We start from the raw sequence: 24,183 nt of genomic DNA, 5'->3' as shown, positions 1-24,183 counted from the left end.
GCGTGGGAACGATCAGTACGGGTTAAGCGTGAGCCAACTCCGAATGCTCATCCGCATCCAACAGCGCTTTATCCGTCTGCTGCATGATCTGGCTGGTGATCGCCCCAGCGGTGATCGAGCCACTGACGTTCAACGCCGTGCGACCCATGTCGATCAGCGGTTCAACGGAAATCAGCAACGCCACCAGTGACACCGGCAAACCCATGGCCGGCAACACGATCAGCGCGGCGAAGGTTGCACCGCCACCAACCCCGGCCACCCCGGCCGAACTCAGCGTCACAATCGCCACCAACGTCGCGATCCACAAAGGGTCCAGCGGGTTGATGCCCACGGTTGGCGCAACCATCACCGCCAGCATTGCCGGGTACAGACCGGCACAGCCGTTCTGGCCAATGGTCGCGCCAAACGAGGCAGCGAAACTGGCGATGGACTGTGGAATACCCAAACGGCTGGTCTGGGCTTCGATGCTCAGCGGAATGGTGGCGGCGCTGGAGCGGCTGGTGAAGGCGAACGTCAGCACTGGCCAGATCTTGCGGAAGAAGCGCAACGGGTTGATCCCGGCGGCCGACACCAGCACGCCATGGATCACAAACATCAGGCCCAGGCCGATGTACGACACCACCACGAAACTGCCGAGCTTGATGATGTCTTGCAGGTTGGAGCCGGCGACCACTTTGGTCATCAGCGCCAACACGCCGTATGGGGTCAGCTTCATCACCAGGCGCACCAGACGCATCACCCAGGCTTGCAGGGTGTCGATGGCGTTGATCACTTTCTGACCTTTCTCGACATCATCCTTGAGCAGTTGCAGCGCCGCGACCCCAAGGAATGCGGCGAAGATCACCACACTGATGATCGACGTCGGTTTGGCGCGAGCGAGGTCGGCGAACGGGTTCTGCGGGATGAACGACAACAACAGTTGCGGCACATTCAGGTCGGCGACCTTGCCCGCATAGTCGGTCTGGATGGTTTGCAGACGAGCCATTTCCTGGGTGCCGGCGACCAGACCTTCGGCGGTGAGGCCGAACAGGTTGGTCAGGCCGATACCGATCAGCGCCGCGATGGCGGTGGTGAACAGCAGCGTGCCGATGGTCAGGAAGCTGATCTTGCCCAGCGACGAAGCGTTGTGCAGACGGGCCACGGCACTGAGGATCGAGGCGAACACCAGCGGGATCACGATCATCTGCAGCAACTGCACGTAACCGTTGCCCACCAGATCGAACCAACCGATCGAAGCTTTCAACACCGGGTTGCCCGCACCATAAATCGTGTGCAGGGCGATACCGAATACCACGCCCAGCACCAGCGCCAGCAACACCTTTTTCGCCAGGCTCCAGGTGGTGTGACGGGTTTGCGCCAGGCCAAAGAGCAAGGCGAGGAACACCAGCAGATTGAGAATCAGCGGCAGATTCATAGAGGCTCCATAGACTTGTGCCAGCCACCTTCGTGTGTGACTGCGAACCGGTAAGCCTAACAGCTTGATATGTAATGATTTAATATCAAAAACAGCGGTCAACTGTCGTTTTTGGAATAAGCCAATGCCGCTATAAGGAATGCCGCTGACGGAATCAGGATGCAAGCGGTCGCGGGCAGGCGAGGACTGTCACACTTATTTGTTAGCGTCGATTTCTTTGAACCGGGGAGAAACGCCGATGAAGCTTGCACCGAAATTTCTTGCTGCTGCACTTGGATTGGGTTTGAGTCTTGGCCTTGCCGGCCAGGCGTTCGCTACCGACCTGAAGCACTGGCCAGCGGATCAGGCCAAGGCGCTGGACGCGATGATCGCGGCCAATGCCAACAAGGGTAACTTCGCGGTGTTCGACATGGACAACACCAGTTACCGCTACGACCTCGAAGAGTCATTGTTGCCGTTCATGGAAAACAAGGGCCTGATCACCCGCGAGAGCCTCGACCCCTCGCTGAAACTGATCCCGTTCAAAGACACCGCCGACCACAAGGAGAGCCTGTTCAGCTACTACTATCGTCTCTGCGAAATCGACGACATGGTCTGCTATCCATGGGTCGCCCAAGTGTTTTCCGGCTTCACGCTTCAAGAGCTCAAGGGCTACGTCGATGAGCTGATGGCGTCTGGCAAACCGGTGCCGAGCACTTATTACGACGGCGATGTGGTCAAGACCATCGACGTCCAGCCGCCGAAAGTCTTCACCGGCCAGGCCGAGCTCTACAACAAGCTGATGGAAAATGGCATTGAGGTCTACGTGATGACCGCTGCCTCCGAAGAATTGGTGCGCATGGTCGCTGCCGATCCGAAGTACGGCTACAACGTCAAACCGCAGAACGTGATCGGTGTGACCACGATGCTCAAGGACCGCAAGACTGGTGAACTGACCACGGCGCGTAAGCAGATCACTGCGGGCAAGTATGACGAGAAGGCCAACCTTGGCCTCGAGTTGACCCCGTACCTGTGGACTCCGGCAACCTGGATGGCCGGCAAGCAAGCGGCGATCCTGACCTACATCGATGAATGGAAAAAACCGGTCCTGGTGGGTGGTGATACGCCGAGCAGCGACGGTTACATGCTGTTCCACAGCGTCGACGTGTCCAAGGGCGGCATCCATTTGTGGGTCAACCGCAAAGACAAGTACATGACCCAGATTAACGGCATGATGGCCAAGCACGCAGCGGCCCAGGCGAAAGAAGGGTTGGCGGTGACGGCGGACAAGAACTGGGTGATCGTCAAGCCGGAAGAGATTCAGTAAGCGCTGTGATCTCGCTCCCACGCTCTGCGTGGGAACGATCAAAAAAATGCCCCGCACTTGGCGGGGCATTTTTTTGTTCGACGGTTAAGTATTACAGCCCGTCGAGCATCGCTTTGTTACGCACGGCACCCTTGTCGGCGCTGGTTGCCAACAGGGCATAGGCTTTCAGAGCGGTGGTCACTTTACGTGGACGCTTTTCCACCGGCTTCCAGCCTTTCTTGTCCTGCTCGACCCGGCGCGCGGCCAGTTCTTCGTCGCTGACCAACAGGTTGATCGAGCGGTTCGGAATGTCGATCAGGACCTTGTCGCCGTCCTGCACCAGACCGATCGCGCCACCGGCAGCGGCTTCTGGCGAAGCGTGGCCGATGGACAGGCCCGAAGTGCCGCCGGAGAAACGGCCGTCGGTCAGCAGGGCGCAGGCTTTGCCCAGGCCTTTGGATTTCAGGTAAGAGGTCGGGTAGAGCATTTCCTGCATGCCCGGGCCGCCTTTCGGGCCTTCATAACGAATGATCACGATGTCGCCAGCCTTCACTTCGTCGGCGAGGATGCCGCGTACGGCGCTGTCCTGGCTTTCGAAGATCTTCGCGTTGCCTTCGAAGACGTGGATCGACTCGTCGACACCGGCGGTTTTCACCACGCAACCGTCCAGCGCGATGTTGCCGTACAGAACGGCCAGGCCGCCTTCTTTCGAGTAAGCGTGTTCGACACTGCGGATGCAGCCGTTTTCACGGTCGTCGTCCAGGGTTTCCCAGCGGGTCGACTGGCTGAACGCGGTTTGCGTCGGGATGCCCGCAGGGCCAGCCTTGAAGAAGTGATGCACCGCTTCGTCGTTGGTCTGGGTGATGTCCCACTTGGCGATACCTTCGGCCATGGTCTTGCTGTGTACGGTCGGCAGGTCGGTGTGCAACAGGCCGCCACGGGCCAGGGAGCCGAGGATGCTGAAGATCCCGCCGGCGCGGTGCACGTCTTCCATGTGGTACTTCTGGATGTTCGGCGCGACCTTGCACAGTTGCGGTACATGGCGGGAGAGGCGGTCGATGTCGCGCAGGTCGAAATCGATCTCGGCTTCCTGGGCCGCGGCCAGCAAGTGCAGGATGGTGTTGGTGGAACCGCCCATGGCGATGTCCAGGGTCATGGCGTTTTCGAACGCCTTGAAGTTGGCAATGTTGCGCGGCAACACCGACTCGTCGTTCTCGCCGTAGTAACGCTTGCACAGCTCGACGATGGTGCGGCCGGCTTGCAGGAACAGCTGTTCGCGGTCGCTGTGGGTGGCCAGGGTCGAACCGTTGCCCGGTAATGCGAGACCAAGGGCTTCGGTCAGGCAGTTCATCGAGTTGGCGGTGAACATGCCGGAGCAGGAACCGCAAGTAGGGCAGGCGCTACGCTCGTACTCGGCGACCTTCTCGTCAGAGGCGCTGGAGTCGGCGGCGATCACCATGGCGTCGACCAGGTCGAGACCGTGGCTGGCCAGTTTGGTCTTGCCGGCTTCCATCGGGCCGCCGGACACGAAGATTACCGGGATGTTCAGGCGCAAGGCGGCCATCAGCATGCCAGGGGTGATCTTGTCGCAGTTGGAAATGCAGACAATGGCGTCGGCGCAGTGGGCGTTGACCATGTATTCGACGGAGTCGGCGATGATCTCGCGGCTCGGCAGCGAATAGAGCATGCCGTCGTGGCCCATGGCGATGCCGTCATCCACGGCGATGGTGTTGAATTCTTTGGCTACGCCGCCGGCCCGTTCGATTTCACGTGCGACCAGTTGACCCAGATCCTTCAGGTGCACATGGCCCGGTACGAATTGGGTAAAGGAGTTGGCAATGGCGATGATCGGCTTCTTGAAGTCGTCATCTTTCATCCCCGTGGCGCGCCACAGTGCGCGAGCACCGGCCATGTTGCGACCGTGGGTGGATGTTTTCGAGCGGTAATCAGGCATGGAGCACTCCGGGCGGCAAATCAGGTATCAAAAGGGAAGTGAGCTTCTATTGACGTCTGGAACACTCAGAAATGGCCGTGTGTCCGGAAGTTGCCGATAACTTTGCGGGATCGCCGCGCGCTTCAGCTTGAGCTCATAAACCCGCCGGGGGATGACTGGCGATGAATCTCGCGATTCTACACCGCTGGCGTCAGGAGGGAATGCCGGAAAACGTTGATCCAGTGCTGACGGGGCGTGTGGGATGACGACTGGCAGGATTATTCGACGCTTGGGCTGGCTCCCAGGCTCTTGGCTCGGCTATGGATACGACTGTTGAGTACCAGCGCCACGCTGCTCAGGATGATAAAGCTGTATCCCAGCGTGGATTGCAGGTTGGCCGGGCTCAGGCTGATGAGCGCACTGATCAACCCGCCACAGATGAAAATCACCGTACTGCCGGCCGACGCCGAAGTTCCCGCATTTTCAGGGAACAGGCTCATGGCTTTGGACGTGGCGGCCGGTCGGGCAATGGTGGTGCCGGCGGTACAGATGAGCATCGGTACCAGGACGGTAATCGGGGACAATGCAAAGTGGCTTGAGAGGTAAAGCATGATCAGGCCGGACAGCAGGATCAGGCTCAGCCCGCTGATGACTTGATGGCCGGGACTGAGACGTTTACCCAGCAGCGTCGCAACCGTGCCGCCGATAATGTAGGCGCCGCCGTATGCCAGCAGGACCAGGGAGAAGTCATAGGCCGACAGCTGGAGTTGATCCATAAAAATCAGCGGCGAAATCACTACGAAGGAAAAATGGCAGGCGAAAGCAAAGGCGGAAATCAGCCAGTAGGACAGAAAGTCGACATCGCACAAGACCCGGCGGTAGGGCTGGAAGATATTCGATAGCGCCCCGGTTGCCGCAGGCCGAGTGTTTTCGAGAAAAAAACAGGCCTTGAGCAGTACTATTCCAGCCAGTGCGATAAACACCACAAAGCTGCCCTGCCAGCCCAGCGTGGCTTGCAGGAACGTGCCGGCCAACGGTGAGACCGAGATGAAAACGCCGGTGGCAGTCACCATCAGGATCCGCAACCGGTCACGCTCCTCGCCCTCGAACAGGTCCTGGATCAATGCTTGTGACAGCACGAAACACCCGCAGCCGAGTGCCTGAATCACACGGAACAACAGGAAGTGAACATAGTCCGTGGTCAGCGTGCAGCCCACTGCACCCAGCATCGAGATGGTTATTCCAGCGAGCAACAGTCCTTTGCGCCCGATCACATCCGACAGCGGCCCGATCAGCAGTTGGGAGACCGCTATGCCGACGGCAAACAGACTGATCGACAGCGCAATGTCGGCGGGTGTGCTGCGAAAGTGTTCGGCGAGCGCCGGGAAAGAGGGCAGCAGGACATCCAGCGGGAACACGCCAAGCAGCACCATGGCCAACAACAGGCTGACCGCTCCCCGACGTTGTCCGGCGGTTACTGCGGATTGTCCTTCAGCCATCGATAAGCCCTGCCTTCATGAACAGTTGCTGGTTGGAGGGCAGGTCGAAGAAACCAGCCTTTTTTAACGCCTGAAGCGTTGCGCCAGCACCGGATCGCGCCCGTTGATGGGTGGCTTGGGGGCTGGTCAGTCCGCCAAGAATTTCCGTGATGGTGGTCTCGCCAAGACCCGCGCTGAGCAGGCTTTCGCGCATCCATCGCTCATCGGCTTCGAAGAACATCCGGATGATGTCCAGCAGCGCTTTGGCGACAAACGTGCGTTGAGGGCTGTTCAGCGTCAGCCACAGGTAATGGAACACTTCAGAGAAATAGCGACTATGGCGCGCCTCGTCCGCCAGATGATCCCTGAGCATTGCCTGGACGCTGGAAACCAGGTCGTTACGGCAGACATCGAGCAGTTCCTTGGCAATGATCGTCTCCGACACGAACCCGACGAGAAACCAGGCCAGCGCCCTGTATCTTTCAGGGGCGCCGTCAAGCAGGGCGTTCAATCGCATGATGCGGTGGGGCATGACCGGACGTCGGCTGATCCCGTAGAAACTGGCTACTTGCTCGGCAAGGCTGTTGGAAAACAGGGCGTGATAACCCTCGTCGGTATAAAGCTGAAGCGCGGCGGTCTTCATTCGTGCGGGAATGTGGACGTTCAGTTCATCATGGATGATGGTTTCCACGGAGCGGTTGACGATGCGGTGCTCAAGCAAGGTGGTGTAGTCGAGGAAGTACACCAGATGATTGGCCGACAACCGATGGATGACGGATTGACCTGCCGCCTGGATGGCCGGGTGAGTCAGGTAAGCCAGGAAGCCTGGAGGAAACCAGTGGCGCGTTTCCAGTTGCTGTTCCAGGTCTGGTGGTAATAGATAGTCGTGTTCGCTGGTGCGCACTGACGCACGGGTGTTCCAGTCGCCCAGGGTGTAACGATGAGCCCAGGACACGGGCTGCTCCAACGGGGCAATGATGGGAGTGGTCATTGTTGCGGCTCCCGACTGCTCAGAAGATCTTTCAATTCCTTGCACATCACTTGTCCGTCGCTGTAGCCACAGCCGACAAAAAACAAAGGTTGTTCCGCGCTGTTCTCGATCCCCAGCAAGACCTCGACCTGATCATCGGCCAGCGCCCCCGTCAGCCAGGTGTTCAACCCCAGTGCAGTGGCCACCAGTTGGAATGTTTGAGAAATATGCCCTGCTTCCACGAAGGCCATTCGGTAGGCTCGCGAGTGTTCATATTTCCACCACAGCTTGTCGAACCGACTGGTGATGAACAGGCCCACGGGCAGGTTGTTGATGAAGTGCTGTCCACACAGCAACTGCCCCAGTGGTGAGTCAGGTGTCGGGTTGACGAAACTCAAGGCGTGGTCGGTGGGGTGATAGGCGTAGAGCCCGGGTTTCAGGCCGCTGACGTTGTGTACATGAAGAAAGCCTTCGCAGGCATTCAGCCCGCCACCGGATGGGCTGCTGCGCCGGGCATCGAGACCTTCGACAAGGGTTTCGTCGACATCGTTTTCGCGCTCATGCAAGTAGCCAAGGGACAGGTAAAGCAGCGTGCCGATAGCTTCCAGTGAAACTGCTGAGTCCGTGAAGGTGCGGCAGGTTTTTCGGCCGATCAGGACGTTGGCAAGAGACCCTTCCGGCAGGCAGGAAGGCTTTGGCAGGCCAATCAGCTCCCGCGCCTGGCGTTCTGTGGGCCGGTTGCTCGGCGCAGGAGCGGCCAGCACTTCGGTGCAGTGGTCCAGGTAGTGTCTGGACCATTCATGAATATCCTGAGGGACATGTTCGCAGGGGATGTTTTTGGTACCGATATGGAATATCTTCGACAGTTCATCCCAGCCCCATTCAACAGTACCTTGTATTGATGTTGTCAGTATTCCTGCGTTCAGGAGTTGAGTGTCAACTATGTTGCTGTCGTTATAAAGTTCGGGGTTGTTGATTAGTTGCGTAAGTCTGCTTGAGTATTCAAGGCTTAGTTCAAATTGTTTGTGATTTTTGTAATCCCAGACTATTTGGCCGGGCGTGCGAGGAAGTATGAATAGATATGGGTTTATCTGCATGGTGGGCGGTTCGCTCTGGACGGGTGCCATAGAACACGCTGGGTAGCCGGCACTCCCCAGCGTCTCATTTACTTAGCGGGCTTTTGGTGCAACCAGAAAAGCCAGGTTGGCGATTTTGTTAGCTTCCAGAGTAATTGCTTTCATGTTGTTGACTCCTTGTCATTTGATAGTGAGTGTCACTTCGAGGTGACAACTCAATCATAGGCTTTAATGGGCTCTTATCAAGGGGAGATCAAGTAGGAATATTCCAGTAATTTTGTCGGAGCAGTCTTGGGGTTGGAGAAAGTTTGTAAGTTATATTCTTTCAAATCAAATGTGCAGGGAAACGTCCTGCAAGTTTGTAGGACTGCAAGAGTAAGACGATGGGGCGGGAGAGGAGATGTCGCAGCGTCAGAATGGCTGACGGAGAGCCTGTCGGCTCCCCGTCAAACCGGCGTACTCAGCTGTTTGGCAGCAGACGGCAGGTAATGCTCTTGATGTAGCGGGTTTCGGCAATGGCTGGGTGAACCGGGTGATCCGGGCCTTGTCCGCCGCGCTCCAGCATCTGGATGTTGCGGTCCAGGTGACGGGCGCTGGTCAGCAGGATGTTCTGCAAATCGTCTTCCGGCAGGTGCATTGAGCACGATGCGCTGACCAGGATGCCGTCCTTGGTGAGCAGGCGCATGGCTTGTTCGTTCAGGCGACGGTAGGCGCCTTCGCCGTTTTTCATGTCTTTCTTGCGTTTGATGAATGCAGGAGGGTCGGCCACGATGACGTCGAAACGCTCTTCGCTGGCTTTCAGCTCTTTGAGGGCTTCGAACACGTCGCCTTCAATGCAGGTCATTTTTTCGGCGAAACCGTTCAGTGCGGCGTTGCGCTCGACGCCGTCGAGGGCGAAGGCCGACGCATCGACGCAGAACACTTCACTGGCGCCGAAGGCGGCCGCTTGCACGCCCCAGCCACCAATGTAGCTGTACAAGTCCAGTACGCGTTTACCTTTGGCATAAGGTGCCAGACGCGCGCGGTTCATGCGGTGGTCATAGAACCAGCCGGTTTTCTGGCCCTGGATGACCGGCGCTTCGAACTTCACGCCGTTTTCTTCCAGCGCCACCCACTCCGGCACCAGGCCGAACACGGTTTCGACGTAACGGTTGAGGCCTTCGGCGTCACGGGCTGCGGAGTCGTTCTTGAACAGGATGCCGCTTGGCTTGAGCACTTGGGTCAGGGCCGCGATCACGTCATCTTTGTGAGCTTCCATGGTCGCCGAAGCGATCTGGACCACCAGGATGTCGCCGAAACGGTCGACCACCAGGCCTGGCAGCAGGTCGGAGTCGCCATAGACCAGACGATAGAACGGCTTGTCGAACAGGCGATCGCGCAGCGACAGGGCGACGTTCAGGCGATGCACCAGCAGCGATTTGTCCAGCGGCAACTTGATGTCGCGCGACAGCAGGCGGGCGCAGATCAGATTGTTCGGGCTCATGGCAACGATGCCCAGCGGCTTGCCGGCGGCGGCTTCGAGGATCGCCTGATCGCCAGCCTTGAAGCCGTGCAATGGGGTGGCGGCTACATCGATTTCGTTGCTGTAGACCCACAGGTGACCGTTGCGCAGGCGTCGGTCGGCGTTGGCTTTGAGGCGCAGGCTAGGCAGGGACATGACGTCGCTCCGGAAAAAAGAGCGGGAGTATAGCGTGTTGAGGGAGTGGCGGGTTTGACGGACGATGAAACGCGCATGGCGCCATCGCGGGCCCGCACACATATGGATTGAGTTTGACTGGCTGTCGGATCGATCTTTTTAAGGGTTAGAATCCCCGCCTGACCCGGAGTGCGTACTTATGTCCCAAGAGCTGTCTTCTGAACAGATTCAACAGTCCCTGCAAGGCATCAGTGTGCCGGCCCAGCCGCAGATCATGGTGGATCTGCAGATGGAGCAATATATGCCCGACCCGGACCTGGAGGTGATCGCCAAACTGATCTCCCAGGACCCAGGCCTTTCGGGCGCCTTGTTGAAAATCGTCAATTCGCCGTACTACGGCTTGAGTAACAAGATCACCGCGATCCAGCGTGCAGTAAACCTGTTGGGCAGTCGTTCGATCATCAACCTGATCAACGCGCAGTCGATCAAGGGCGAGCTGAACGACGAGACCATCGTCACCCTCAACCGTTTCTGGGACACGGCGCAGGACGTGGCGATGACCTGCCTGAGCCTGGCCAAGCGCGTCGGTGTCCAGGCCGGCGATGAAGCTTATGCGCTGGGTCTGTTCCACGATTGCGGCATTCCGCTGATGCTCAAGAAATTCCCCGATTACATGAAAGTGCTGGAACAGGCCTATGCCAACGCCAGCGCCGAATGCCGCGTGGTGGATACCGAGAACAAGCAATACAACACCAACCACGCCGTGGTCGGGTATTACACCGCCAAGTCCTGGCGTCTGCCGGAACATGTCACCCAGGCCATTGCCAACCATCACAATGCCCTGGCCATTTTCAGCGATGAGTCGTGCCGCAATACGCCGCTGAAGAACCTGCTGGCAATCCTGAAGATGGCCGAGCACATTTGTGCTTCCTATCGGGTGCTGGGCAACCAGTCTGAAGACCACGAATGGAACAATGTCGGGCATCTGGTGCTCGATTACATCGGTCTATCGGAATACGATTTCGAAACCCAGAAACAAGAAATTCGCGACCTCGCCACACATTGAGTGTCGAACCTCGCCTGATTCGAGAGCCCCATGCCAGAACTGCCGGAAGTCGAAACCACCCGCCGCGGAATTGCACCGCACCTGGAAGGCCAGCGCGTCAGCCGGGTGATCGTGCGTGAGCGCCGTCTGCGCTGGCCGATCCCCGAAGACCTGGATGTGCGGCTGTCGGGCCAGCGCATCGTGCTGGTGGAACGGCGGGCCAAGTATTTACTGATCAATGCCGAAGTCGGCACGTTGATCAGCCATTTGGGCATGTCGGGGAATCTGCGGCTGGTGGAAGCCGGCTTGCCGGCGGCCAAGCATGAGCATGTGGACATCGAGCTGGAATCGGGCCTGGCCCTGCGTTACACAGACCCGCGTCGGTTCGGGGCGATGCTCTGGAGTCTGGACCCGCTGAATCACGAACTGCTGGTTCGCCTGGGGCCGGAGCCGTTGACCGATCTGTTCGATGGCGAACGTCTGTTCCAGCTGTCCCGCGGGCGATCCATGGCGGTCAAGCCGTTCATCATGGACAACGCGGTGGTGGTTGGCGTCGGCAATATTTACGCGACCGAAGCGCTGTTTGCTGCCGGCATCGACCCGCGCCGCGAGGCCAAGAGCATTTCCCGGGGGCGTTATTTGAAGCTGGCGATCGAGATCAAGCGCATCCTGGCGCTCGCCATCGAACGGGGCGGCACCACGTTGCGGGACTTTATCGGCGGCGACGGCCAGCCGGGGTACTTCCAGCAGGAGCTGTTCGTATACGGCCGTGGTGGTGAACACTGCAAGGTCTGTGGCACGGGGCTGCGGGAAGTCAAACTCGGGCAGCGCGCCAGTGTCTTTTGTCCGCGCTGTCAGAGCTGATATCGGCTACGGTCTATAGTCAGTGTTCTCACTGCCTAGCCGAAGGACCGTGCCATGAATCTGTTTCGAACCTTTGTCGTCACGCTGCTGCTGAGCATCGCTGCGCCCACGCTGGCTACTGAGAACGGCAGCGGCGACCCGCGTTACACCATCCAGAATCCACCGGCCTACGCCATGCTTGGCGATCTGCTGATTGCCCGACCGTTGCTGGTGGTGGCGACAGTGATCGGTGCCGGGGCGTTTGTGGTGTCGCTGCCATTTACCGCGCTGGGCGGCGGCATTGGCGATGCAGGGCAGGCGCTGGTGGTCGACCCGGCGAAAGCGGCGTTTGTGCGGTGTCTGGGGTGCGTCGGGGAAGGGTTTGAGCAGCGGGAGTGAGGCATAAAAAAGATCGTCCGAAGGTTCGGGCCGCCTTCGGACGATCTTTCCAGGCTTTCAAGCCTTACCGGTAATCTTCCGGTACTTCTCCATCAACTGTTCTTCAGTTTCCGGATGGGCCTCGTCCAGTGGAATACAATCCACAGGGCAGACCTGCTGGCACTGCGGTTCGTCGTAGTGGCCGACACATTGCGTGCACAGGTTCGGGTCGATCACGTAGATCTCTTCGCCCTGGGAAATGGCGGCGTTCGGGCACTCGGGTTCGCAGACGTCGCAGTTGATGCAATCGTCGGTGATGATCAGGGACATGCTAACTCCAGCCGGGGCGGCAGGCCCTGGCGCAATAAACCAATGCGCACAATTGTGCCGCATTGGCGCCCGCAGTGCACGCGGGCGCGATCAAGTGCAGCAGATCGCAGCCTTCGGCAGCGCCTACTTTTTGAAGCGTTCGGTGAGGGCATCGGCCACCACCGGGTGGACGAACTTGGTGATATCGCCGCCCAGGGCCGCGATTTCACGGACCAGTGTCGAGGAAATGAACGAATAACGCTCGGACGGGGTAAGAAACAGGCTTTCCACATCCGGTGCCAGTTGGCGGTTCATATTGGCCAGCTGGAATTCATATTCGAAGTCCGACACCGCGCGCAAACCACGCAGGAATACATTGGCGTTCTGCTCTTTGGCGAAATGCGCGAGCAGCGTCGAGAAGCCGACGACTTCAACGTTCGGCAAATGTTTGGTGACCTCGCGGGCCAGCTCCACACGTTGTTCCAAGGGAAACAGCGGGTTTTTCTTCGGGCTGGCGGCGACGGCGATGATCACGTGATCGAACAGGCGCGAGGCGCGTTCGACCAGATCGCCATGGCCCTTGGTAATAGGGTCGAAGGTACCTGGGTACAACACTCGGTTCATCGCGTCGTCCTGGCGGGAGTCCGTTGGGGAGTCGGATGGTATCGCAGCCTTCCCGGTCGGCCAAGTCGCCTGTTGGGTAAGAAAGCACTATAGACGATGGGAATATTCCTCGTTTTCATGGGTTTTTCAAACGCTGGGCCAGTGAATTCGCCAGTTGTGCCGTCAGTCCGTAGACCGACAATTGTGGGTTTGCACCAATGCTGGTGGGGAATAGCGAGCCGTCGTGAATCGATAGATTGTGCAGTTGGTGATGTCGGCCGAGGCTATCGGTCACGGCGTTTTTCGGGTCTTCACCCATGGCACAACCGCCCATTACATGAGCACTGCCCAGGCGCGTGCGATACAGCTCAAGGCTCAATCCATCGATCAAGGCACGCGCTTCGGTGAGGGTTCTGACGTAACGGGCGTCGGCATGCATCGGCATCACGGCGTTGGCGCCACCGGCGAACTGGATCTCGGCCATGCTATGGAACGCCCGACGCAACCCGTCCCAGGCATACGATGAAACCTGATAGTCGAGCACCGGCGTGCCGTCACTGCGTAATTCGACACTGCCGCCGGAGCTGTCCGGGTGAAAGCCGTCTCGCAGCAATGCCAGCATGGCGTGGGTATGCGGAAGGTTTTCCATGTGCCGGGCGTTTTCCGTGCCGAAGCCACCGAGCAGGGTGGTGGCCAGCGCCGGGTGCAGCGGTGGGACCTCCAATTTGTAGGACATCTTGCCGGTGATGCCGTCCTGCCACTGGAAATGGTCGGAATAAATCGACTGCGGCGCGCCGTAGAACGGGTTGATCACCTCGTCGAACAGCCCGGCGGACATGTTGACCAAATGCAGGAACGTCCGTTTTCCCAGTCGCTCATGGGGATCCGGCGCCTCTGAACGCAATAGCAGCGCCGGGCTGTTGATCCCGCCGCCGGCCAGCACGTAATGCCGTGCCTTGACCGTGATTGTGCGTCCGGTAGGGGCAACGCAACGCTCATCCATCGCCACACAGTGCAGACCCGTGACCCTGGCGTCCTTGATCGACAACTTTTCAGCGCGGGCCAGATAGAGCAGCTCGCCACCTTTTTCCAGGGTCGCCGGGATGGTCGTGACCAGCATCGATTGTTTGGCGTTGGTCGGGCAACCCATGCCGCAGTAGCCGATGTTCCAGCAGCCGCGCACGTTGCGCGGGATCACATGCCAGGCGTAGCCGAGTTTTTCGCAGCCTTTGCGGATGACGTCGTTGTTGGCGTTGGGCGGCACTAGCCACGGGGCGACGCCCAGGCGTTGTTCCATTTTCTCGAACCAGGGCGCCATCTCGGCCGGTGTGTGGCCTACGACGTCATGTTCTTTGGCCCAGTGTTCGAGCGTCTGATCCGGGGTGCGAAAGCTCGAAGTCCAGTTGATCAGCGTGGTACCGCCCACCGCCCGGCCCTGGAGGATGGTGATCGCACCGTCCTTGCTCATGCGCCCGATGCCTTCCTGATAGAGGCTGGTGTAGGCCTGACCTTCGAGCATCTTGAAGTCGCTGCTGGTCTTGAGTGGGCCTTCTTCGATGAGCAAGACCTTGTAGCCTGCGGCGCTGAGGATTTCGGCGGTGGTTCCGCCGCCGGCACCGCTGCCGATGATCGCCACATCCGCTTCGAGGGTCAGGTCCTGGGGCAATTGCGAACCGTTATAGGTTTTCCAGCCACGGGCCAGGCCTTCGCGAAACGGATCGGGTACGGGCATGTTCGGGTTCTCTTGTTGTTATGTTTTGGGTGCGATGCTGAGGCGGCTTGCCCGCGAAAGGGACGCCACGGTTTCAGACCGTAGGCGGCCCCGGATACCCACAATGCGCCCAAGACTCCGCCCGGCTGTACCACGCCATCATCACCATTTGCAGCAACGAGCCATGGCCCATGCGCAGCAAGCTCAGCGAGCTGTTTTCCCAACGGTCGAGAAAGTGTCGGATATCTTCGCCGCTGGCGTTTTCCCAGCTGCCCCAGATCCCGGTCAGTGGGCCGCGGGTGATGCCCATCCCCAGCACATCGAACAATTGCCGGGTCAGCTTGAGCATTTCCGCAGACAGGTGATCGAGGCTGTAATCCAGGCTTTTGAGGGTGCCTTCGACGGCGGCCGGCATTTTCTCGACGATCACGGCACCGTCGAGCATTACCGGGATCAGTGCCCGCAGAAACAACAGGTCACCGCTGCGCAGAGTCGCGAAACCGTTGGCCGCCGTGCTCGACGAGCAGCCGCTGAGGCTCGCGCCGAATCCGGCTGTGGCCAGAAAGGCGCTGGCGCCCAGGCTGAATTTAAGCAGGCCGCGCCGTGACAGCGCGGGTGTGTCGGACAGGCTTGGGCTCATTATTGTTATTACCCGGCGGTGTTGATCGTTAGCGGACAAACAGCTTCTGGATCAGTTTCTGAATGGCTTTGCCATACGGTGGATAGATCAGCTTCGCCGCGTTGAAGCGCTGTTTGATAAGCACACCCTTGGCCTTGCTGAAGGTCAGAAAACCTTCGTGGCCGTGGTAGTGGCCCATGCCCGAGGCACCGATGCCGCCGAACGGCATGTCGTCCTGGGCAACGTGCAGCAAGGTGTCATTGAGGCATACGCCGCCGGAATGGGTTTCCTGGAGAACGCGGTTTTGCTCGCGCTTGTCGTAGCCGAAGTAATACAGCGCCAGCGGACGAGGCCGTTGGTTGATGTAGGCAAACGCTTCATCGAGGTCCTTGTACGGCACGATTGGCAGCAGCGGGCCGAAGATTTCGTCCTGCATCACCGTCATATCGTCACTGACGTTGAGCAGCAGGCTATGACCCATGCGCCGGCCCTGGCCCTGATCGAACAGCGGAATCAGCAGCGCGCCCTTGCTGGTGGCGTCGCTGAGGTAGCCGTTGAGCCGCGCCAGTTGTCGGTCATTGATGATGGCGGTGTAGTCCGGATTGTCGGCCAGGGTCGGATAAAACCCGCGAACTGCCTGGCGATAGGCTTCGACGAAAGAGCCGACGCGGTCTTCGGGCACCAGCACGTAGTCCGGGGCGACACAGGTTTGCCCGGCGTTGAGGGTCTTGCCGAAAGCGATGCGTTCGGCGGCATCCTTGAGCGGTACATCGCGGGAAACGATGGCCGGGGACTTGCCGCCCAGTTCGAGGGTCACTGGAGTCAGGTTCTCGGCGGCTGCGCGCATCACGTGTTTGCCGATGCTGGTGGCGCCGGTGAACAGCAGGTGATCGAAGCGCAACCGGGAGAACGCCACGCCGATGTCGGCCTCGCCGAGCACCACGCAAACCAGGTCTTGAGGGAATATCCGCTCCAGCAACTCCTTGAGCAGCAAACCGGTGGCGGGGGTCGATTCGCTGAGTTTGAGCATCACCCGGTTACCCGCCGACAGCGCCCCCACCAGTGGCCCGATGGCCAGATACAACGGGTAGTTCCACGGCACGATCACCCCGACTACGCCCAGCGGTTGATAAACGACTTTGGCCGAGGCGGGTTGAAAGGCGATGCCGACTTTACGCCGCGAGGCCTTCATCCAGCTTTTGAGGTGTTGGCTGGCGTAGTGAATACCCTGCAGACTGGGCATCAATTCGGCGAGCAAGGTTTCGTCGGCGCTGCGGTGGCTGAAATCCTGGCTGATGGCGTCGATCAAGGCCTGGCGCTCATTGCTCAACAGGTCCCGCAATGCCTTTAGCCATTGTTGGCGCTGAGCTGCCGGCGGCATCGGGTTGCCTGCATACGCGGCGCGTTGAGCATCGAACAGGGTTTGGAGCTCGTCCAGAGGCTGCTGCAAGTTCTTCAGGTAGGCGATGTCAGCAGGCATGGTCGGCTCCGGATTTATTGTAATGAGGGGATTTTTAGAGTCCATGCTCTAAAAAGTCAAATGACATCCTGACGCAGCTTTGTTTTATCCACCCACGGATAGGTCGTAAGATGCCCGTCACCGCACTCTGAATTAAAGCTCAAGCCATGGCCCCTCGGATCAAAACCAGCGAGCGCATCGTGCAGAACAGCCTGGAGCTGTTCAATCAGCAGGGCGAGCGCAGCATCAGCACCAACCACATTGCTGCCCACATGGAGATTTCTCCGGGCAACCTGTACTACCACTTCCCCAACAAGCAGGCGATCATCGCTGTGCTGTTCAGTGAGTACGAAAGCCTGGTGGACAGCTTCCTGCGCCCACCCCAGGGCCGCGCCGCGACGGTCGAAGACAAGCGCTTCTACCTCAAGGAATTGCTCGCCGCCATGTGGCGTTACCGTTTTTTGCATCGCGACCTCGAGCACTTGCTCGACAGCGATCCCGAGCTGGCCGCCCGTTACCGGCGCTTTTCCCAGCGCTGCCTGATCCAGGGCACCGCCATTTACGAAGGGTTCGTCGCCGCTGGCATCCTGAACATGGATAAGGTTCAGATCGAGTCCCTGACGCTGAACGCCTGGATCATCCTCACGTCGTGGGTGCGGTTTCTGTGCACCACGCGGGAAAACTCCAACCACTTGAGCGAACAGGCCATCAAGCGCGGCGTGTATCAGGTGTTGGTGCTTGAGGCCGGGTTCGTCACCGATCAATCGCGCGACGCGGTAAATGCGCTGTTCGACGAATTTTACGTGCCACTGGCCCAGGCGCTGGAAGAAGTGCATTAGGATTCAAGATCGACAACATCACAGGAGCCCGTTATGCCCATTGCGCAACTGATCAGCCCGCAAGCGTTGGACCTGAAAAAGGAGACCCCGGGGCTGGTGATTCTGGATTGTCGTTTTGCCCTCGAAGACCCGGATTATGGTCAGCGCAGTTATGCCGAAGGGCATATTGCCGGGTCGAGTTTTGCCGATCTCGAGCGTGATCTGAGCGGGGCGGTGGTCAAGGGGGTTACCGGGCGTCATCCGTTGCCTGAACCCGAAAAGCTGATCGAGCGCCTGCAAGCCTGGGGCATCAATGCCGACAGCGAAGTGGTTTTGTACGATGACGGTCCTGGCGCCTACGCGGCGCGGGCCTGGTGGTTGCTGGCCTGGCTGGGCAAGCGCGACGGTGTGTTCATTCTCGATGGCGGGCTGAAAGCCTGGCATGCCGCCGGATTACCCCTGAGTCTTGATCCGCCGTCGATCAATCGCGGCACCTTCACCGGGACGCCGGATGCTTCGCTGGTGCTCAGCGCCAAACAGCTCCAGAAACGTCTCGGCCAGCCCGCGTTGACCTTGCTCGACGCCCGCGCCCTGCCGCGCTTCAAGGGCGAAGTGGAACCGATCGATCCGATTGCCGGGCACATTCCCGGCGCACAATGCGCCGCGTTCACCGAAAACCTGGGCAGCGACGGACGTTTTCTGCCCGCCGATCAGCTCAAGCAGCGGTTTGCCGCGAAGCTCGGTGATCGTTCGCCGACGGAGCTGGTCGCCTATTGCGGGTCCGGCGTGACGGCCTGCCACAACCTGTTCGCCCTGTGCCTGGCGGGTTATCCATTGGGGGCGTTGTATGCCGGTTCGTGGAGTGAGTGGATCAACGACCCTGCACGAGGCGTTGCCACCGGCGAGTAAGCGCAGAGCAGATGTGGGAGCGGGCCTGCTCCCACATTTGGACCTTCGTTGTCATCTATGGTCGGGCAATTGCCGCGCGCTGCGATACGCTCCCGGTCCAACGCCATAAACCTGCTTGAATTGCCGGCTCAGATGACTCTGGTCGGCAAAACCCAGTTGCGTCGCGACTTCCAGCGGCAGACAGCCGTCCTGTAACAACGCCCGTGCCCGAGCGATACGCTGCTGCATCAGCCAGGCGTGCGGCGGCATGCCGGTGGTGCGGCGGAACACCCGGGCGAAGTGGAAAGGGGACAGGTTCACCGTCGCCGCCAGTTCTTCCAGCGAGGGCGGCGCCGCCAATTGCGATTGCAGCCGTTCTTTGGCCAAGGTCACCGCGCGGTGTTCCTTGCCGGGTTTGCCGGCGATCGGAACAGCTGCGTGGCGTTGCAACAGCGACAACATCATTTCCCGCCAGACCGTTTGCTGCTGCAGGGCCGTGGATGGACTTTCCAGCAGTCGATGCAGTTGGCAGAACCCCCTCACCAGATCCGGGTCGCGGTACAGCGTGGCGCCAAACACCGGCAAGGTGTCGCTCGGCAGTTCAAGCTCCTCCAGCAGCGAGAGAATTTGCCCGCTGTCGGGATAAAACGCCCGGTACAACCAACCGTCTTCCGTACCTTTGTGGCCAGTGTGCAGTTCGTCCGGGTTGATCAGCACCAGCGTGCCGCTGCCCGCCAGATGCTCGGCACCGCGATAGCGATAACGCTGGGCGCCGGCCATGATCATGCCGATCACATAGCCGTCATGCACATGCGGGACGAAACGGTGTTCGATGTAGCGCGCAGACAACAACTCGACCCCGGCCAGCGGTGCCGTTTGCCAGAAGTGGATCGACTCGCCCTGATCGACTTCCACTGTTTACTTGCGCCCTGTGGCGGCCAGCCATTGGGGAATGCGCCGTTCCAGGTAGTAACCCGGTTGCCTGAACGAGCCCTCGACGAAACCGACATGCCCGCCCTTGGCCTGCAGCTCGAATTGAGTGCTGGCGGACAATTCGTCGGCTTGCGGCAGGCTATGCGGAAACACAAACGGATCGTCAGCCGCCTGGATAATCAGGGTCGGCGTGCGAATTTCTCCAAGGAAATAACGACTCGAAGCGCGACGATAGTAATCCGCGGCATCGGCGAAACCATTGAGCGGTGCGGTGACCCGGCCGTCGAAATCCCAGAAGGTGCGCAAGTTCTCCAAAGAGCCCAGCGCCTCCAATGCCGCCAGGCCATCCTCATGTCCCTCGTGCTGGAATCTGCGTTGCTTGTTCTTGATGTAGGCGACCATCTCTCGCATGAAATGCGCTTGGTAGAACTGGGAAAAACCCTGGCTGATACGATCGGCACAGTGATCGAGGCGAAACGGCACCGACACTGCCACCGCACCGAGTACACCGCTGTTGCTGCCGGTTTCACCCAGATGCTTGAGCAACACGTTACCGCCCATGGAATAACCGACCGCATACAGCGGCGCGAGGGGGCGTTGGGTGCGCAGGTGCCTGATGGTTTCGGCCAAGTCTTCACTGGCCCCGGAATGGTAGCTGCGCGGCAACAGATTGGGCTCGCCGGAGCAGCCTCGCCAGTTCAACGCGACGCTGGCCCAACCCTGGGCACCCAACGCTTTCTGCATGCCGGCCACATAAGGCGAATTCGACGAGCCGGTCAGGCCGTGCAATACCAGCACCAACGGTGCATTCGCGCTGTGTGGGCCGTGCCAGTCCAGGTCAAGGAAATCGCCATCTTCAAGCCACAATCGCTCGCGCTCACGCTCGATATGTGTGGTTTTTCGCCATAGCGGTCCCCACAAGGTTTGTAAGTGCGGATTACCCAGGCCGTAGGCGGGCGTGAAGGCAGGGGTGAAACGTTCTGGCAGATGGGACACGATTGCTCTCGATGCTGCGGCGCGTACCCGCAGCGTTAGCTGACTGAGCTTCGCACCGTTTTCTCAGGCCGGACTAGCCGGCGATCCCTGCCATACGTTGCCACAACGCGTAGTACACACGTCCCGATTTTTGCTCCCGATGCAGGCGCCAATTTTCTGGCAAACCCAATATCGACGGTGCGCTTTCGCTTTCAGTGTAGACCCACGCATCGTCGGCCAGCCAATGACGTTCTTCGAGCAGAGTGCAAACCACAGGCAACAGATTCTGATTGAACGGCGGGTCGAGGAACACCAGGTCGAACGCCGTGGCCGGTTGGGTTTCCAGATAGCGCAAGGCGTCGGCAGTCTGTACCTGGCCGTTGGTGCAGCGCAGGGTGCCCAGATGTTCTTTCAGGCTGGACACCGCGATGTTGCTGGCGTCCAGCGCCTGGCCCATGGCGGCGCCACGGGACAAGGCTTCCAGGAACAGCGCGCCGCTGCCGGCAAACGGATCGAGTACCTTGGCCCCGGCGACGTAAGGCGCGAGCCAGTTGAACAGGGTTTCCCGCACCCGGTCCGGCGTCGGGCGCAGGCCCGGAGCATCCGGGAAGCTCAGCTTTCGGCTGCGCCATTCGCCACCGATGATGCGCAGTTGGTTCACACCGTTATGCACGTTATGGACAGGTTTTTTTGGGCGAGTGGCCATTAATGCTCCGGAACCCCGAGCGGCTGCTCGGCAGGTTTGTCAGTAGGGGCCGGCAACGGCTTTTGTGGCACGGTCGGGCCAGCGCTGACGATGACCAGTTTATCCGTGCTCAGGTGTTTGTTCAGTGCGGCTTTGACTTGCTCGACGGTCAGGCTCTGGGACTGTTGCATGAAGTCTTCCAGGTAGCTCAGCGGCAAGTTGTAAAAGCCCATGGCGCCGAGCTGACCGACGATATCGGCGTTGCTGGCGGTGGACAGCGGGAAGCTGCCGGCCAGTTCACGCTTGGCGTCGTCGAGTTCTTTCTCGGTGGGGCCGGTCTTAAGGTAGTCGGCGAGCACATCCTGCACCAGTTTCAGGGTGCCTTCGCTCATTTCGGCGCGGGTTTGCAGGTTGATCATGAACGGGCCGCGAGCCTGCATCGGGCTGAAACCCGAATACACGCCATACGACAAGCCACGCTTCTCGCGCACTTCGCTCATCAGCCGGGTGCCGAAACCGCCGCCGCCAAGAATCTGGTTGCCCATGGACAGCGCTGCGTAATCCGGATCGTCACGGTCGATACCCAGTTGCGCGATCATCAGGTTGGTCTGTTTGGACGGAAACTCAATGTGGCCGATGCTGGGCTTGGGGTCGGTCGGTTGTTCGATTTTCGCCAGGGCCGGGCCTTTGGGCAGGTCGGCGGACACTTGTGCGGCAACCGCCTCGGCCTCGGTGCGCGACAGGTCGCCTACCAGCGCAATCACCACGTTGCCGGCGGCGTAGGCTTTCTGATGGAAGGCTCGCAACTGCGCCAGGGTAATCGGGGGAATACTCTTGGCTGTGCCGTCGCTGGAGTGTGCGTACGGATGATCGCCGTACAAACGGTTCATCAGCTCCAGGCTGGCGAGTTTGCCGGGGTTCTGTTTCTGGTATTCGAAGCCGGCGAGCATCTGGTTCTTGATGCGCGCAAACGAGTCGGCGGGGAAGGTCGGCTTGCCGACGACTTCAGCGAACAGCTTCAAGGCAGGCTCGCGCTTGTCCACGGCACTGAGGCTGCGCAGGGAGGCAAGCGCCATGTCCTTGTACGCGCCGTTGCTGAAGTCGGCGCCCAATCCTTCGAAGCCCTGAGCGATGGCGCCGACATCTTTGCCGGCCACACCTTCGTTGAGCATGGCGTTGGTCAGCAATGCCAGGCCGGGTGCATCACCGTCCTGGCTGCTGCCGGCGGCGAAGATCAGGCGCATGTCGAACATCGGCAGTTCACGGGCTTCAACGAACAATACCTTGGCGCCTTCGGCGGTATTCCAGGTCTGCACGTTCAGCGAGCGATGGCTTGGGGCCTTGCCGTCGAGTTCGGCCAGCGATTGCAGCTTTTGGCTGGACTTGGCCTTGTCGAGGGCTTCGCTGGCGTTGGACTCGTCGGGTTTTGACAGATAGAAGGCGGCAGACCCGATCAGTGCAACAGCGATCAGGCCGATCAGGGCCAGACGCGACTTTTTACGCTCACTCATGAGTCGTCTCCTGTGGCAGTACATGGGCGACGCTGAGACGTTCGCGGGTGAAATACAGCTTGGCGGCCTTCTGGATATCTTGCGGGGTCACGCTTTCCAGGTCGGCGAGTTCGGTGTCCATCAGTTTCCAGGACAGGCCGACGGTTTCCAACTGACCGATGGCGGTGGCCTGGCTGGTGATCGAGTCACGCTCAAAAACCAGGCCGGCAATGACCTGCGCTCGTACCCGCTCCAGTTCTTCAGCGGATGGCGCGGTGGTTTTCAGTTGTTCGAGCAGTTTCCACAGGCCGGCTTCGGCCTGGGCCATGGTTTTATTTTTCTGGGTGTTCGGCGAAGCCGACAAGGTGAACAGGCTGTCGCCACGGGTATAGGCGTCGTAGCTCGACGACCCGCCGGACACCAGCTCTTCGCCGCGTTCCAGTTGCGTCGGGATGCGGCCGCTGTAGCCGCCGTCAAGCAGGGCGGAAATCAAGCGCAGGGCGTTCACCGAGCGTTTGTCTTCGGCGGTGGCAATGCTCGGCACGTTGAAGGCCAGCATCAGGCTCGGCAATTGGGTCTGCACATGCAGGGTGATCTTGCGTTCGCCGGGCTCAGCCAGCTCCAGCGGGATTTTCGCCGGTGGCACGTTGCGCTTGGCGATCGGGCCGAAGTAACGCTGGGCCAGGGTTTTGACTTCGTCCGGGGTCACATCGCCGACCACCACCAGAGTGGCGTTGTTCGGCACATACCAGGACTGGTACCAATGGCGCAGTTCTTCGACTTTCATGCGGTCGAGGTCGGCCATCCAGCCGATGGTCGGCGTGTGGTAACCGCTGGCGGGGTAGGCCATGGCCATGAAACGTTCGTAGGCCTTGGACATCGGCTTGTCGTCGGTGCGCAGGCGACGCTCTTCTTTGATCACCTCGATTTCGCGGGTGAACTCGTCGGCCGGCAGGCGCAGGTTGGCCATGCGGTCGGCTTCCAGTTCGAAGGCCACGCCAAGACGGTCGCGGGCCAGCACCTGGTAATACGCGGTGAAGTCGTCGCTGGTGAAAGCGTTCTCTTCGGCGCCGAGGTCGCGCAGGATCAGCGAGGCTTCGCCGGGGCCGACTTTCTCGCTGCCCTTGAACATCATGTGTTCCAGCGCGTGGGACAACCCGGTCTGGCCCGGGGTCTCGTAGCTGGAGCCGACCTTGTACCAGATCTGGGAAACGACGACCGGCGCACGATGGTCTTCGCGCACGACAACCTTCAGGCCGTTGTCGAGGGTGAATTCGTGGGTCGGTTGTGGATCGGCAGCCAGGGCCGAGAGGGGCAGACAAACTGTGCTGAGCAGCAGGCCTGCAGCGCGGCGGGCTAGAGCATTCATTCGTTTTTAAACCTGTTGGGCTGCCCGCTTGGTCTTAGCGTCGGCGGGCGAGAGGGTGCTAGGATACTGATCCGTTTTACTGGCGGCCACGCCTATCAAGCCTTTGATCGGCTTGCAGGTTGTATGGGTTACCGGCAGAAGCTTTGAGTTTGTCAGCTAAACTCTGCGTTTTCGCCGACGATGCCGTTCCAGTCCTTCGTATTAGTCGACCTTTGAGGCGCCGTTGGCTCCTCGACAAAATGTTGCGCGTGAACAAGCTGGATGAA

General features: G+C 59.8%; 22 protein-coding genes. 6 read left to right on the top strand and 16 right to left on the bottom strand.

The annotated features are described in order from the left end of the window. Window positions 1-22: 22 nt before the first annotated feature. Window positions 23-1,414 (bottom strand): L-cystine transporter, encoded by a 1,392-nt coding sequence (locus tag FFH90_RS29040; protein ID WP_138866455.1) that lies wholly within the window; start codon window positions 1,412-1,414, stop codon window positions 23-25. Window positions 1,415-1,652: 238 nt separating this feature from the next. Between FFH90_RS29040 and FFH90_RS29035 the strand changes: the two genes are divergently transcribed. After that, complete coding sequence (locus FFH90_RS29035) at window positions 1,653-2,720, top strand: hypothetical protein (protein ID WP_018928673.1); 1,068 nt, start codon at window positions 1,653-1,655, stop codon at window positions 2,718-2,720. Between the two features lie 91 nt (window positions 2,721-2,811). Here FFH90_RS29035 and ilvD read toward each other — a convergent pair whose 3' ends face one another. The 5 genes from ilvD to FFH90_RS29010 form a co-directional block, all read right to left on the bottom strand. After that, complete coding sequence (gene ilvD / locus FFH90_RS29030; RefSeq protein ID WP_018928674.1) at window positions 2,812-4,653, bottom strand: dihydroxy-acid dehydratase; 1,842 nt, start codon at window positions 4,651-4,653, stop codon at window positions 2,812-2,814. A 257-nt stretch (window positions 4,654-4,910) separates the two neighbouring features. Beyond that, entirely contained in the window at window positions 4,911-6,131 is a 1,221-nt protein-coding gene (locus tag FFH90_RS29025) for an MFS transporter (RefSeq protein WP_138866454.1), read from the bottom strand. Then, entirely contained in the window at window positions 6,124-7,101 is a 978-nt protein-coding gene (locus FFH90_RS29020) for a diiron oxygenase (RefSeq protein ID WP_138866453.1), read from the bottom strand. Before FFH90_RS29020 ends, FFH90_RS29025 begins: the two co-directional genes overlap by 8 nt. After that, window positions 7,098-8,177 carry a SagB family peptide dehydrogenase gene (locus FFH90_RS29015; RefSeq protein WP_138866818.1) on the bottom strand — a complete coding sequence of 360 codons (1,080 nt, stop codon included), beginning with the start codon at window positions 8,175-8,177 and terminating at the stop codon, window positions 7,098-7,100. The genes FFH90_RS29020 and FFH90_RS29015 overlap by 4 nt, the downstream gene beginning before the upstream one ends. 439 nt (window positions 8,178-8,616) lie before the next feature. Next, window positions 8,617-9,813: a class I SAM-dependent rRNA methyltransferase gene (locus tag FFH90_RS29010; RefSeq protein WP_138866452.1), complete on the bottom strand. Its 1,197-nt coding sequence runs from the start codon at window positions 9,811-9,813 to the stop codon at window positions 8,617-8,619. A gap of 232 nt (window positions 9,814-10,045) precedes the next feature. Here FFH90_RS29010 and FFH90_RS29005 point away from each other — a divergent pair, with 232 nt between their 5' ends. From FFH90_RS29005 to FFH90_RS28995, 3 genes are read left to right on the top strand one after another with little or no spacing between them, the layout of a single operon-like run. Beyond that, window positions 10,046-10,858: an HDOD domain-containing protein gene (locus tag FFH90_RS29005; protein WP_168206210.1), complete on the top strand. Its 813-nt coding sequence runs from the start codon at window positions 10,046-10,048 to the stop codon at window positions 10,856-10,858. 30 nt (window positions 10,859-10,888) lie between these two features. Next, entirely contained in the window at window positions 10,889-11,701 is an 813-nt protein-coding gene (gene mutM / locus FFH90_RS29000; RefSeq protein ID WP_018928680.1) for a bifunctional DNA-formamidopyrimidine glycosylase/DNA-(apurinic or apyrimidinic site) lyase, read from the top strand. A gap of 54 nt (window positions 11,702-11,755) precedes the next feature. Beyond that, entirely contained in the window at window positions 11,756-12,079 is a 324-nt protein-coding gene (locus FFH90_RS28995) for a multidrug transporter (RefSeq protein ID WP_018928681.1), read from the top strand. Window positions 12,080-12,136: 57 nt separating this feature from the next. Here the strand turns inward: FFH90_RS28995 and FFH90_RS28990 are convergent, their stop codons facing one another. The 5 genes from FFH90_RS28990 to FFH90_RS28970 all read right to left on the bottom strand — a co-directional run bounded on the left by FFH90_RS28990 (window position 12,137) and on the right by FFH90_RS28970 (window position 16,780). Further along, window positions 12,137-12,388 (bottom strand): YfhL family 4Fe-4S dicluster ferredoxin, encoded by a 252-nt coding sequence (locus tag FFH90_RS28990; RefSeq protein WP_003195146.1) that lies wholly within the window; start codon window positions 12,386-12,388, stop codon window positions 12,137-12,139. A 123-nt stretch (window positions 12,389-12,511) separates the two neighbouring features. Beyond that, the gene (gene coaD, locus FFH90_RS28985; protein ID WP_007939322.1) at window positions 12,512-12,991 is read right to left on the bottom strand and encodes a pantetheine-phosphate adenylyltransferase; all 480 of its coding nucleotides are present in this window, start codon (window positions 12,989-12,991) and stop codon (window positions 12,512-12,514) included. A 115-nt stretch (window positions 12,992-13,106) separates the two neighbouring features. Next, window positions 13,107-14,702 carry a GMC family oxidoreductase gene (locus FFH90_RS28980; protein WP_138866450.1) on the bottom strand — a complete coding sequence of 532 codons (1,596 nt, stop codon included), beginning with the start codon at window positions 14,700-14,702 and terminating at the stop codon, window positions 13,107-13,109. A gap of 73 nt (window positions 14,703-14,775) precedes the next feature. Further along, on the bottom strand, window positions 14,776-15,321 hold the full coding sequence (locus FFH90_RS28975; RefSeq protein ID WP_138866449.1) for a twin-arginine translocation pathway signal protein: 546 nt from the start codon (window positions 15,319-15,321) through the stop codon (window positions 14,776-14,778). A 28-nt stretch (window positions 15,322-15,349) separates the two neighbouring features. Continuing rightward, the gene (locus FFH90_RS28970; RefSeq protein WP_138866448.1) at window positions 15,350-16,780 is read right to left on the bottom strand and encodes a coniferyl aldehyde dehydrogenase; all 1,431 of its coding nucleotides are present in this window, start codon (window positions 16,778-16,780) and stop codon (window positions 15,350-15,352) included. Window positions 16,781-16,926: 146 nt separating this feature from the next. On the opposite strand from FFH90_RS28970, the gene FFH90_RS28965 reads away from it, so the two are divergent. Together FFH90_RS28965 and FFH90_RS28960 are read left to right on the top strand one after the other, a co-directional pair. Beyond that, on the top strand, window positions 16,927-17,598 hold the full coding sequence (locus FFH90_RS28965) for a TetR/AcrR family transcriptional regulator (RefSeq protein WP_018928685.1): 672 nt from the start codon (window positions 16,927-16,929) through the stop codon (window positions 17,596-17,598). Window positions 17,599-17,631: 33 nt separating this feature from the next. Next, window positions 17,632-18,486, top strand: a complete 855-nt coding sequence (locus FFH90_RS28960; protein ID WP_086944402.1) for a sulfurtransferase — start codon at window positions 17,632-17,634, stop codon at window positions 18,484-18,486. A 51-nt stretch (window positions 18,487-18,537) separates the two neighbouring features. Here the strand turns inward: FFH90_RS28960 and FFH90_RS28955 are convergent, their stop codons facing one another. The 5 genes from FFH90_RS28955 to FFH90_RS28935 form a co-directional block, all read right to left on the bottom strand. Then, the gene (locus FFH90_RS28955) at window positions 18,538-19,380 is read right to left on the bottom strand and encodes an AraC family transcriptional regulator (RefSeq protein WP_138866447.1); all 843 of its coding nucleotides are present in this window, start codon (window positions 19,378-19,380) and stop codon (window positions 18,538-18,540) included. 3 nt (window positions 19,381-19,383) lie between these two features. Next, window positions 19,384-20,394, bottom strand: a complete 1,011-nt coding sequence (locus FFH90_RS28950) for a hydrolase (RefSeq protein ID WP_018928688.1) — start codon at window positions 20,392-20,394, stop codon at window positions 19,384-19,386. Window positions 20,395-20,467: 73 nt separating this feature from the next. Continuing rightward, a complete protein-coding gene (gene rsmD / locus FFH90_RS28945) occupies window positions 20,468-21,079 on the bottom strand; it encodes a 16S rRNA (guanine(966)-N(2))-methyltransferase RsmD (RefSeq protein WP_018928689.1) in 612 nt (203 codons plus the stop codon). Then, complete coding sequence (locus FFH90_RS28940; RefSeq protein ID WP_138866446.1) at window positions 21,079-22,569, bottom strand: pitrilysin family protein; 1,491 nt, start codon at window positions 22,567-22,569, stop codon at window positions 21,079-21,081. Before FFH90_RS28940 ends, rsmD begins: the two co-directional genes overlap by 1 nt. Next, on the bottom strand, window positions 22,562-23,917 hold the full coding sequence (locus tag FFH90_RS28935; protein ID WP_138866445.1) for a pitrilysin family protein: 1,356 nt from the start codon (window positions 23,915-23,917) through the stop codon (window positions 22,562-22,564). The genes FFH90_RS28940 and FFH90_RS28935 overlap by 8 nt, the downstream gene beginning before the upstream one ends. Window positions 23,918-24,183: the final 266 nt, after the last annotated feature.

The organism is Pseudomonas sp. ATCC 43928, from assembly GCF_005938665.2.
GTDB lineage: Bacteria > Pseudomonadota > Gammaproteobacteria > Pseudomonadales > Pseudomonadaceae > Aquipseudomonas.
This window is presented reverse-complemented; position numbering and strand designations above follow the sequence as displayed.